The sequence below is a fragment of the Streptomyces sp. NPDC003027 genome (assembly GCF_053591435.1).
Window position 1 is genome coordinate 1 of sequence record NZ_JBSFTU010000079.1, and the last position, 9,209, is coordinate 9,209.

13 protein-coding genes, 1 tRNA gene and 1 riboswitch are annotated in these 9,209 nt (G+C 69.9%); of the genes, 8 read left to right on the forward strand and 6 right to left on the reverse strand.

All coding sequences use genetic code 11. The features are described 5' to 3' along the window. Positions 1 to 124 precede the first annotated feature (124 nt). A complete protein-coding gene (locus tag ACWDX6_RS30455; protein ID WP_451488102.1) occupies positions 125 to 580 on the reverse strand; it encodes a type II toxin-antitoxin system PemK/MazF family toxin in 456 nt (151 codons plus the stop codon). Between the two features lie 236 nt (positions 581 to 816). Here ACWDX6_RS30455 and ACWDX6_RS30460 point away from each other — a divergent pair, with 236 nt between their 5' ends. Further along, positions 817 to 1,569, forward strand: a complete 753-nt coding sequence (locus ACWDX6_RS30460; protein WP_403294424.1) for an MBL fold metallo-hydrolase — start codon at positions 817 to 819, stop codon at positions 1,567 to 1,569. 76 nt (positions 1,570 to 1,645) lie between these two features. Here the strand turns inward: ACWDX6_RS30460 and ACWDX6_RS30465 are convergent, their stop codons facing one another. Further along, on the reverse strand, positions 1,646 to 2,911 hold the full coding sequence (locus ACWDX6_RS30465) for a PTS transporter subunit EIIC (protein ID WP_451488103.1): 1,266 nt from the start codon (positions 2,909 to 2,911) through the stop codon (positions 1,646 to 1,648). 251 nt (positions 2,912 to 3,162) lie between these two features. After that, entirely contained in the window at positions 3,163 to 4,431 is a 1,269-nt protein-coding gene (locus ACWDX6_RS30470; protein ID WP_451488104.1) for a PTS transporter subunit EIIC, read from the reverse strand. Between the two features lie 237 nt (positions 4,432 to 4,668). Here ACWDX6_RS30470 and ACWDX6_RS30475 point away from each other — a divergent pair, with 237 nt between their 5' ends. The 4 genes from ACWDX6_RS30475 (at position 4,669) to rdgB (ending at position 6,818) form a co-directional block, all read left to right on the forward strand. Next, positions 4,669 to 4,902 carry a glucose PTS transporter subunit EIIB gene (locus ACWDX6_RS30475; RefSeq protein ID WP_093660495.1) on the forward strand — a complete coding sequence of 78 codons (234 nt, stop codon included), beginning with the start codon at positions 4,669 to 4,671 and terminating at the stop codon, positions 4,900 to 4,902. A 97-nt stretch (positions 4,903 to 4,999) separates the two neighbouring features. Next, positions 5,000 to 5,731, forward strand: coding sequence for a ribonuclease PH (gene rph, locus ACWDX6_RS30480; RefSeq protein WP_356889723.1), 732 nt, complete (start codon positions 5,000 to 5,002; stop codon positions 5,729 to 5,731). A 99-nt stretch (positions 5,732 to 5,830) separates the two neighbouring features. Further along, the gene (locus ACWDX6_RS30485; protein WP_451488105.1) at positions 5,831 to 6,208 is read left to right on the forward strand and encodes a hypothetical protein; all 378 of its coding nucleotides are present in this window, start codon (positions 5,831 to 5,833) and stop codon (positions 6,206 to 6,208) included. Positions 6,209 to 6,215: 7 nt separating this feature from the next. Then, positions 6,216 to 6,818: an RdgB/HAM1 family non-canonical purine NTP pyrophosphatase gene (gene rdgB / locus ACWDX6_RS30490; protein WP_451488106.1), complete on the forward strand. Its 603-nt coding sequence runs from the start codon at positions 6,216 to 6,218 to the stop codon at positions 6,816 to 6,818. Positions 6,819 to 6,924: 106 nt separating this feature from the next. Here rdgB and ACWDX6_RS30495 read toward each other — a convergent pair. The 3 genes from ACWDX6_RS30495 to bcp all read right to left on the reverse strand — a co-directional run bounded on the left by ACWDX6_RS30495 (position 6,925) and on the right by bcp (position 7,712). After that, positions 6,925 to 7,008, reverse strand: a tRNA-Leu gene (locus ACWDX6_RS30495). A gap of 51 nt (positions 7,009 to 7,059) precedes the next feature. Continuing rightward, positions 7,060 to 7,224 carry a hypothetical protein gene (locus tag ACWDX6_RS30500; protein ID WP_451488110.1) on the reverse strand — a complete coding sequence of 55 codons (165 nt, stop codon included), beginning with the start codon at positions 7,222 to 7,224 and terminating at the stop codon, positions 7,060 to 7,062. A 14-nt stretch (positions 7,225 to 7,238) separates the two neighbouring features. Then, positions 7,239 to 7,712 (reverse strand): thioredoxin-dependent thiol peroxidase, encoded by a 474-nt coding sequence (gene bcp, locus ACWDX6_RS30505; protein WP_451488107.1) that lies wholly within the window; start codon positions 7,710 to 7,712, stop codon positions 7,239 to 7,241. A 122-nt stretch (positions 7,713 to 7,834) separates the two neighbouring features. Here bcp and ACWDX6_RS30510 point away from each other — a divergent pair, with 122 nt between their 5' ends. The 3 genes from ACWDX6_RS30510 (at position 7,835) to ACWDX6_RS30520 (ending at position 9,037) form a co-directional block, all read left to right on the forward strand. Continuing rightward, a complete protein-coding gene (locus ACWDX6_RS30510) occupies positions 7,835 to 8,155 on the forward strand; it encodes a DUF3618 domain-containing protein (RefSeq protein ID WP_451488108.1) in 321 nt (106 codons plus the stop codon). Between the two features lie 47 nt (positions 8,156 to 8,202). Continuing rightward, entirely contained in the window at positions 8,203 to 8,541 is a 339-nt protein-coding gene (locus ACWDX6_RS30515; RefSeq protein ID WP_403294433.1) for a GroES family chaperonin, read from the forward strand. A 70-nt stretch (positions 8,542 to 8,611) separates the two neighbouring features. Beyond that, positions 8,612 to 8,685, forward strand: a riboswitch (guanidine-III (ykkC-III) riboswitch). Between the two features lie 31 nt (positions 8,686 to 8,716). Continuing rightward, positions 8,717 to 9,037, forward strand: a complete 321-nt coding sequence (locus tag ACWDX6_RS30520; RefSeq protein WP_451488109.1) for a DMT family transporter — start codon at positions 8,717 to 8,719, stop codon at positions 9,035 to 9,037. The last annotated feature ends 172 nt before the right edge of the window (positions 9,038 to 9,209 follow it).

Below are 9,209 nucleotides of genomic sequence, written 5' to 3' on the forward strand. Positions count from 1 at the left end.
CGACCGACGACAACGCGGCGTGGGGGCCCCTCCCGTGCCCGAAGGGCTACGGGGGAGCGGTGCCAGGGCACGCGAGCCCGGCATGATCCGAACGAAAGACCCGCGGCCCCTCTCCGCACACCGCTCACGCCAGATGGCGGACCTGGTCCCAGACGACCGGGTCCGCCGTTCCCACGCTGCGGCGGAACGCCCCCACCGGGACCTCCCGCAGCTCGTCCGTCTCCAGGAAGCTCGGCCGCCCCCGCGCGTCGCCCACCGACCCCGGCGGCAGCGCGATCACGCCCGGCCGGTCGTCGTGGTACCTGCTGGTGATCTTGGCGACCAGCACGCTGTCGCCCCGCAGCGCGAGCACCAGGCAGGGCCGGTCCTTGGAGCCCGGGCCGTCCTCGTAGGGCACGTCGGCCCACCAGATCTCACCGGCCCGCGGCAGTCGCCCGGGCCGTGCCCGTGTCTCCGGCCGCGCGGGCGGCCGGGTACGGCCCCCGGGCCGGGAGCCCGAGCGCTTCCAGCCGTCCGTCAGCGCCACGATCAGGGCGATCACCACGACCGCGATCAGCGCCGGCCACCAGGACGTGTCCATACCCCACGACGTTACCGGCGGCCGGCCTCCCGCGCTCACGCGCCCCCAGGTCCATCCGAACCGGTGACAGCGCCCGTGAGTTCGCCCACAACGCGCCACCCACAAGGAGCGACGGGCGCTGTCGCGCCTTACGCTCGTCAGATCGCACGACCTCCCCCACAGTGACTGCTCAGTGACTCCCCCAGCGACTGTCCCCGCACCGTCCACGGACGCCCTTCCACGGAGGTTCACGCTCCATGAAGCTCACCGTCGTCGGCTGCTCCGGGTCGTTCCCGTCCGCGGACTCGGCCTGCTCGAGCTACCTCGTAGAGGCCGACGGCTTCCGGCTGCTCCTCGACATGGGCAACGGCGCCCTGGGCGAGCTGCAGCGCCACTGCGGTCTGTACGACCTCGACGCCATCTTCCTCAGCCACCTCCACGCCGACCACTGCATCGACATGTGCGGCTACTTCGTCGCCCGCTACTACCGCCACGAGGGCGGCCGCTGCGACGCCCTTCCGGTGTTCGCCCCGGAGGGCGCCGAGCAGCGCCTGACCACGGCGTACGCGGACACGCCCTCGGACAAGTCGATGAGCGAGGTCTTCGACTTCCGGACGCTGAAGCCGGGCTCCTTCGAGATCGGCCCGTTCTCCGTCCGTACGGAGAAGGTCTGCCATCCGGTGGAGGCGTACGGCATCCGGATCGAGCACGGCGGCCGCTCCCTGACGTACTCCGGCGACACGGGTGTCTGCGACGCGCTGCACGAACTGGCGGCCGGCACGGACCTCTTCCTGTGCGAGGCGTCCTTCACCCACGGCAAGGAGGACATCCCGGCCCTCCACCTCAACGGCCGCGAGGCGGGCGCGGAGGCGGCCCGCTCGGCGGTGGGCCGGCTGGTGCTGACCCACATCCCGCCCTGGACGGACGCCGACCAGAACCTGGCGGACGCGCGCGCGGTCTACGACGGGCCGGCGGAACTGGCGTACCCGGGCGCGGTCTACGAGATCTGACCGCTCCCACCCGTACGGCGAAGGCCCCCGGAACCTGGCACGGTTCCGGGGGCCTTCGTACGCGGTCGCGCGAGGCTCACGCCTTGGTGAGGTCCTCGATCTCCTCCTCGGGCTCGCGGCCCGGGGTGGGGAGGTTGAACTTGGTGATCGCGAAGCGGAAGACCACGTAGTAGACCGCGGCGAAGGCCAGGCCGATCGGGATGATCATCCAGGGCTTCGTGGCGAGGTTCCAGTTCAGGAAGTAGTCGATCGCGCCGGCCGAGAAGCTGAAACCGTGGTGGACGCCGAGGGCCCAGGTGACGGCCATCGAGACGGCGGTCAGCACCGCGTGGATCACGTACAGCACCGGGGCGATGAACATGAACGCGAACTCGATCGGCTCGGTGATACCGGTGACGAAGGAGGTCAGCGCGAGGGAGAGCATCATGCCCCCGACGGCCTTGCGGCGCTCGGGGCGGGCGCAGTGCGTGATGGCGAGGGCGGCGGCCGGGAGGGCGAACATCATGATCGGGAAGAAGCCCGACATGAACTGACCGGCGGTCGGGTCACCGTGGAAGAAGCGCGGCAGGTCGCCGTGCCAGACGGCGCCGGCGGAGTCCTTGAAGGAGCCGATCTCCTGCCAGGCCACGGTGTTCACGAACTGGTGCATGCCGATGGGCAGGAGGCCACGGTTGACGACACCGAAGATGCCGGCGCCGACCGCGCCGAGGCTGGTCATCCACTCGCCGAAGCCGGTGATGACGTTGCCGATCGGCTCCCAGACCAGACCGAAGAGGACACCCATGGCGGTGCCGACGAAGGCCATGATGATCGGGACGAGACGGCGGCCGTTGAAGAAGCCGAGCCAGTCGACGAGCTTGGTCCGGTGGTAGCGCTGCCATATGACGGCGGCCAGCAGACCCATGATGATGCCGCCGAAGACCTTCGGGTCGTTGTAGGTCGCGGCGACGTCGACGCCCTCGTTGGCGGTCGTGTTGACCACGGCCTCCGTCACCGGGAACGCCTTGAGGACGTTCTGGTAGACGAGGAAGCCGACCAGCGCGGCGAGGGCGGTCGAGCCGTCGGCCTTCTTCGCGAAGCCGATCGCGATGCCGACGCAGAAGAGCAGCGGCAGGTTGGCGAAGACCGCGTCTCCGGCGGAGGCGAAGACCGTGGCGACCTTGCCCCAGCCGAGGCCGTCCTTGCCGAAGACGTCGTCCTGCCCGAGACGGAGCAGGATACCCGCGGCCGGCAGTACGGCGATCGGCAGCTGCAGGCTGCGACCGACCTTCTGCAGGCCCTGGAACAGGCCGGATCCGCGCTTCTTCGCGGGAGCGGCGGCCTGGGCGGTGGCCGTACTCATACTTCCTCCAGTAAGGCAAGGCGCCGCCAGAGGACAGGGCAAAAGGGGGTGACGGCGGCGTCTCGTGGAACGCGGTGGACTGGACCGCGTGGTCTACACCAATGAGTGGTGTAGACCAGTTTTAGCACGTGAGACTTAGATAAGGAACCTGCGAATTCTGTGGGCCGTGCCATAGCCGCGCGACGGCCGCGCGCGCACGGCGAAAGGCCCCCGGACCGCGCGGTCCGAGGGCCTTTTCCGGGGTCGCCCGGTTATGGCTTCGTGATGTCCCGTTCCATCTCCTCCTCGACCTCCTCGGGCTCGCGGCCCGGCGTCGGGACGTCGAACTTCGTGATCACGAAGCGGAAGACCAGGTAGTAGACGACGGCGAAGCCCAGACCGATCGGGATGATCAGCCACGGTTTGGTGCCGAGGTGCCAGTTGACGACGTAGTCGATCAGACCCGCCGAGAAGCTGAAGCCCGCGTGCGCCCCCAGCGCCCAGGTGATCACCATCGAGGCACCGGTCAGCAGCGCGTGCAGACCGTAGAGGAGCGGCGCCGCGAACATGAAGGAGAACTCCAGCGGCTCCGTCACACCGGTGACGAACGAGGTGAGGGCGACGGAGACCATCAGCCCCGCCACCTCCTTGCGGCGCTCCGGGCGGGCGCAGTGGGTGATGGCCAGGGCGGCGGCCGGAAGGCCGAACATCATGATCGGGAAGAAGCCCGACATGAACTGGCCCGCCGTCGGGTCCTCGGCGAAGAAGCGCGTCAGGTCGCCCTGGACCACGGTGCCGTCCGGCTTCCTGAACTCGCCCGCCTGGAACCAGAAGAAGGTGTTCAGGAACTGGTGCATGCCGATCGGGATGAGCAGCCGGTTGGCGACGCCGAAGATGCCCGCGCCCCACGCGCCGAGGCCGATCAGCTGCTTGCCGAACCAGGTCAGGGCGTCACCGACCGGCTCCCAGAGCAGCCCGAACAGCACGCCGAGGACGACGCAGAGGAACGCCATCATGATCGGCACCAGCCGGCGCCCGTTGAAGAAGCCCAGCCAGTCGACCAGCTTCGTCCGGTGGTAGCGCTGCCAGATGACCGCGGTGAGCAGGCCGATCAGGATGCCGCCGAGCACCCCCGGATTCTGCGGTACGCCCTCCGGGATGTCCGCCGTCACCGTGCCCTCGCGCGGGAACGCCTTGAGGACGTTGAAGTAGACGAGGAAGCCGACCACCGCCGCGAGCGCCGTGGAGCCGTCCGCCTTCTTGGCGAAGCCGATCGCCACACCGATGCAGAAGAGAAGGGGCAGGCCGAACGAGCCGTCCAGGATCGCCGTGCCGCCCTTCATCAGCACGTTGGAGGTCTTGTCCCAGAAGGCGCCGTGGAGATAGGCGGAGAAGAGGTTGCCCAGGCTGACCAGCAGACCGGCCGCGGGGAGCACGGCGACGGGGAGCTGCAGGCTGCGCCCCACCTTCTGAAGCCCCTGGAAGAGGCCGTTCCGCCAGTTCTTCCTCCTCGGTGCGGCGGCGGCGCTGTCGCTACTCATCGGCGTCCTCCCTGGTTCCGGAACGAGCGCGCCCCGGCTCACGTTGCACACTGGTGTAGACCAGTTGCGATAGGCTCCCCGGGGCCCGCCGAGGGCAGGGCGCCGGTGATCGTCATCATTCGGCAGAACCACTGCACCCGCTCGCGAAGTTGGGCCAACCGTGGGTTACCGTGACAAAGCGGACCGTGGGTGCGCCGGGACTTACGTTCTCCGAACGGAACGGACAGGGAGAAACACATGGCCAGCAAGGCTGAGAAGATCGTCGCCGGGCTCGGCGGCATCGACAACATCGAAGAGGTCGAGGGCTGCATCACCCGCCTGCGCACCGAGGTCGTCGACCCCAGCAAGGTGGACGAGGCCGCGCTGAAGGCCGCCGGCGCCCACGGCGTCGTGAAGATGGGCACCGCGATCCAGGTCGTCATCGGCACCGACGCCGACCCGATCGCCGCCGACATCGAAGACATGATGTGAGCCACCCGCTCACCTGAAGCAGGGCCCGTTCCGGCAGGGGAACGGGCCCTTCGCCGTCCCGGTCCGGGCCGGTGGAACAGGGGACTACGCTCGTCCCATGTCTCGTATCGACGGCCGTACCCCCGAACAGCTCCGCCCCGTCACCATCGAACGCGGTTGGAGCAAGCACGCCGAGGGCTCCGTCCTCATCTCCTTCGGCGACACCAAGGTCTTCTGCACCGCCTCCGTGACCGAAGGCGTCCCGCGCTGGCGCAAGGGCAGCGGAGAGGGCTGGGTCACCGGCGAGTACTCGATGCTTCCCCGCTCCACCAACACGCGCGGCGACCGCGAATCCGTCCGCGGCAAGATCGGCGGCCGCACCCACGAGATCTCCCGCCTCATCGGCCGCTCCCTGCGCGCCGTCATCGACTACAAGGCGCTCGGCGAGAACACCATCGTCCTCGACTGCGACGTCCTCCAGGCCGACGGCGGCACCCGCACCGCCGCCATCACCGGCGCCTACGTCGCGCTCGCCGACGCCGTCGCCTGGGCCCAGGGCAAGAAGCTCGTCAAGGCCGGCCGCAAGCCGCTCACCGGGACCGTCGCCGCCGTCTCCGTCGGCATCGTCGACGGCACCCCCCTCCTCGACCTCTGCTACGAGGAGGACGTGCGCGCCGAGACCGACATGAACGTCGTCTGCACCGGCGACGGCCGCTTCGTCGAGGTCCAGGGCACCGCCGAGGCCGAGCCCTTCGACCGCAAGGAGCTCAACGCGCTCCTCGACCTCGCCTCCGGCGGCTGCGCCGAGCTCGCCGAGATCCAGCGCAAGGCCCTCGAAGGCACGCTGTAGCAGTTGTGGCAACCACGGACGCCCGGCCGGGCGTCTCCGTGGACACGGGCGCCCGGCACGAACCGCGCGCCCGTTCCGTACACCAGGGGAGGACCTGACGTGAAGCGCCGACTCGCACTCGCCGTGACCACCGCCGCCGCACTCACCGCACTCGTCGGCTGTGGAGCCCTCGACAAGGCGATGGGCTGCGTCGCCGCCGCCGAGGCCATCGCCACGAGCGTCGACAAGCTGCAGCAGGCGGCGTCGAACGCGACCAACGACCCGACCCAGCTCAACGAGGCCCTCGACGAGATCTCCACGGAGCTCGGCAAGCTCAAGGACACGACCGACAACGCCGATCTGTCCAAGGCCGTCGACGACCTCGGCAAGGGTGTCGAGACCGTGCGTACCTCGGTCGAGCAGGGCGACGCGACGCCCGACATCAAGCCCGTCACCGACGCGGCCACCGAGATCGGCAAGGTCTGCACCCCGGGATAATCAGCCCATGACCCGTCTGATCCTCGCCACCCGCAACGCCGGAAAGATCACCGAACTCCGCGCGATCCTCGCCGACGCCGGTCTGCCCCACGACCTCGTCGGCGCGGACGCGTACCCGGAGATCCCCGACGTCAAGGAGACCGGCGTCACCTTCGCCGAGAACGCCCTCCTCAAGGCCCACGCCCTGGCCCGGGCCACCGGCCTGCCGGCCGTCGCCGACGACTCCGGCCTCTGTGTCGACGTCCTGAACGGCGCCCCCGGGATCTTCTCGGCCCGCTGGTCCGGCACCCACGGCGACGACCGCGCCAACCTCGAACTCCTCCTCGCCCAGCTCTCCGACATCGACCACCCCCACCGCCGCGCCCACTTCGCCTGCGCGGCCGCCCTCGCCCTGCCCGACGGCACGGAGCGCGTGGTCGAGGGCCGCATGCCCGGCACCCTGCGCCACGCGCCGGTGGGCACGAACGGCTTCGGCTACGACCCGATCCTCCAGCCGGAGGGGTACGAGGTGACGTGCGCGGAGCTGACGCCGGAGGAGAAGAACGCGATCAGCCACCGGGGGAAGGCGTTCCGTGCGCTGGTGCCGGTGGTGCGCGAGCTGCTGGGCTGACCAGCGCTCGGACGTTCGGCGGGCCGCGTACGCCGGAAGACGCGCCCGTCCCGAGCCGCGTACGCCGAAGGGCCGCACCTGTCCGGTGCGGCCCTTCGGTGTGCGGTGCGGCCGGAGGGACTCGAACCCTCACGGGTGTTACCCCACTGGGACCTAAACCCAGCGTGACTGCCAGTTCCACCACGGCCGCGTGCGCTGCGCGCCCATCGTAGTGGGCGGGACCGACACGCAGGCGGGAGCGTCAGAACTTCGGCTCGGGCGCCTGCGCGAGCACCAGCTCCGCCGCCTCCTCCTCGGTCTCCACCGACGGCGGCGAACCCTCCAGGGGCTGCCGCGCGGTCTCCAACGCCGGGAGCGCGCCGACCAGGGCGACGCACAGGATCAGCGCGAAGGTACCGACCGTCACGTGCGGTGAGGACCTCAGCCGGTGATCCGCAGATCCTTGATGATCTTCGCGACATGGCCGGTCGCCTTCACGTTGTACAGCGCGCGCTCGACCTTGCCCTCCTCGTCGACGACGATCGTCGAGCGGATGACGCCCGTCACCGTCTTGCCGTACAGCTTCTTCTCACCGAAGGCGCCGTACGCCGCCAGGACCTCCTTGGACGGGTCGCCGACCAGCGTGACCTTCAGGGACTCCCGCTCGCGGAACTTCGCCAGCTTCTCCGGCTTGTCCGGCGACACGCCGATGACGTCGTAGCCGGCACCGGCCAGCAGCTCCAGGTTGTCCGTGAAGTCACACGCCTGCTTGGTGCAGCCGGGGGTCAGGGCCGCGGGGTAGAAGTAGACGATCACCTTGCGGCCCTTGTGGTCCGCGAGCGAGACCTCGTTGCCGTCCGCGTCGGGCAGGGTGAAGGCGGGGGCGGTGTCGCCGGGCTGAAGTCGCTCGCTCATGGCTCTCCTCGGGGGATGTACGCGTACGCGGCTAGAGCCTAATGGGGGTCGGGGACGACTCGGCGGGGCCAAAGCTGACAGACTGTCCGTCAACGAACCGAGACGACGACGGAGGCAGCGCGGTGTCGGACGCCAGGACCCCTGTGCAGATCGAGGCGGACATCGTCCGCCGGCGCGACCAGCTCGCCGAGACCCTGGACGAGATCGGCATTCGGATGCACCCGAAGACGATCATCGGCGACGCGAAGGCGAAGGTCGCCTCGACGGTCGACCACACCGCCGGCCGCGCGTTCGTCGCCGTCAACCGGACCGTGTCCGACGTGAAGGCCCGCTTCACCCACGAAGACGGCGCCCCGCGCCTGGAACGGGTCGTCCCGGTGGCCCTGGTCGCCGTGGCCCTCGTCGGGCTGCTCGCGATGTCCTCCCGCAAGCGCAAGGGATGACCCCTCCCGAGGTAGGGCCGACACGCCCGGACAGGTAGGTTCGAGGCGTGAGCGAGAACACCCACGACAAGCTGCCCATCAGGATGCTGCACGACCGTGTCCTGGTCCGGACCGACTCCCCCGAGGGTGAGCGGCGCTCCGGCGGCGGCATCCTGATTCCGGCCACCGCCGCCGTCGGCCGCCGGCTGGCCTGGGCCGAGGTGGTCGCCGTCGGCCAGAACGTCCGTACGGTCGAGACCGGCGACCGGGTCCTGTACGACCCCGAGGACCGGGCCGAGGTCGAGGTCCGGGGCGTGGCGTACGTACTGATGCGGGAGCGCGACCTGCACGCGGTGGCGGCGGACCGGTTCGAGGGGACCACGGACTCCACGGGCCTGTACCTCTAGCCGCAGCCGAGGCCCCGCACGGAGCAACGAGACCTGGTGACCGTCGTCACCAGGTCTTTTGTCTGCCTTTTGCTAGGCTGGTCCCACCCGACGAGACGCGCCGTACCGGGCCTCCTCCCGCAGGAAACGCAAAGACGACGCACCCCTGTTGATCCGTCTCGCGGAGGTGTTCGTCATGGCCTGGGTTCTTCTCGTCGTCGCCGGTCTGCTCGAGGTCGGCTGGTCGATCGGTATGAAGTACACCGACGGCTTCACCCGCCTCTGGCCCAGCGTCTTCACGGCCGCCGGGATCGTCGCGTCCATGGTGCTGCTCTCGCAGGCGGCCAGGACGCTGCCGATCGGTACGGCGTACGGCGTCTGGGTCGGCATCGGCGCGGCCGGCGCCGCGGTGTTCGGCATGCTGGTCCTCGGCGAGCCGGCGACCGCCGCGCGTATCTTCTTCGTCTGCCTGCTCCTGGTCGCCGTCGTGGGCCTGAAGGCGACGTCGGGCCACTAGGGCCTCTCGTTCGGATCATGCCGGGCTCGCGTGCCCTGGCACCGCTCCCCCGTAGCCCTTCGGGCACGGGAGGGGCTCCTCGCCGCGTTGTCGTCGGTCGCCAACTCCCCCGTAGCCCTTCGGGCACGGGCGGTGCCCCCACCGCGTTGACTCCCTCCTCCGCCTTGCGATC